1 pseudogene is annotated in these 1,325 nt (G+C 41.1%); it reads left to right on the forward strand.

Annotation, left to right across the window (positions count from 1 at the left end):
- Positions 1 to 39 precede the first annotated feature (39 nt).
- Positions 40 to 1,286 (forward strand): annotated as a pseudogene (locus F6K53_RS42960) (RNA-guided endonuclease TnpB family protein).
- Positions 1,287 to 1,325 lie beyond the last annotated feature (39 nt).

Below are 1,325 nucleotides of genomic sequence, written 5' to 3' on the forward strand. Positions count from 1 at the left end.
ATAACATCTTAAAATGTAAATATATGTCAAAGAGTTAATATGGTCGAAAAAGCTTACCGTTACCGTTTCTATCCAACCCCTGAACAGGAAACTCTGTTGAGGAGGACTTTAGGCTGTGTAAGACTTGTTTACAACAAGGCTTTAGATGCTAGAACAAAAGGTTGGTATGAACGTCAAGAACGTATAAGCTACAAGGAAACTTCTTTGATGTTGACAGGATGGAAAAAACAGGATGACTTATTCTTTTTGGGCGACGTCAGTTCTGTGCCCCTTCAACAAGGATTAAGACATCTCCAAACTGCCTTCACTAATTTCTTTGCAGGTCGGGCTAAGTATCCCAACTTCAAAAAGAAGCGTAATGGTGGTAGCGCAGAGTTCACTAAATCAGCATTTAAATGGAAAGATGATCAAATCTATCTTGCCAAATGCAAAGAACCTTTAGCAATTCGTTGGAGTCGTCATTTACCTGAAAGCTGTAATCCAAGTACCGTTACGATCAGCTTAGATCCATCCGATCGGTGGCATATCTCAATTAGGTTTAATGACCACAGAGATTTAAGTTTGCCCTCAACGGATCAACAGGTTGGCTTTGACCTAGGAATTTCGAGTTTGATGACAACTAGTAATGGAGATAAAATCCCTAATCCTAAACACTTTAAAAAACTCAAGAAAATATTAGCTAAATATCAAAAAGCTTTATCGCGAAAACAAAAAGGATCTAACAATCGTTACAAGGCAAGATTGAAAGTTGCCAGGATACACGCAAAGATCAAGGACGCTAGACGAGATTTTACTCACAAGCTAACTACTCAACTGGTCAGAGAAAACCAATTGATTGCGTTTGAGGATTTAGCTGTGAAAAACATGGTCAAAAATCACAAACTAGCTCAAGTAATCAGTGATGCTAATTGGGCAGAAATAATTCGTCAGATTAAGTACAAGTCAGATTGGTACAATCGGAAAGCTGTTTCCATTGATAGATGGTTTCCTAGTAGCAAGTTATGCTCTGTTTGTCTAAATCGTGTTGCTTCCTTGCCCTTAAAGATTCGGGAATGGGATTGTCCATCCTGTAATACTCACCACGTTCGCGTAGCGTAGCCCTTCGGGCTAATCGCGATATCAACGCATCAATTAACATTTTGGCGGCAGGGCTTGCCGTGTCAGTCTGTGGAGCGACCGTAAGACCCGTTCGCGTAGCGTCGCCTACGGCGAAAGAGAGTAAGTCTCGGAAGGCTGGTGCGAAAAACTCCCCTAAGGGGAGAAAGAAACAGAAACCTAAGTCGTGAGTCTTAGGAATCCCCCGCTAGAATTTATAATTTAGCGGA

Origin of the sequence: Moorena sp. SIO4A1, assembly GCF_010672065.1 — a bacterium.
Taxonomy (GTDB): Bacteria; Cyanobacteriota; Cyanobacteriia; order Cyanobacteriales; family Coleofasciculaceae; genus Moorena.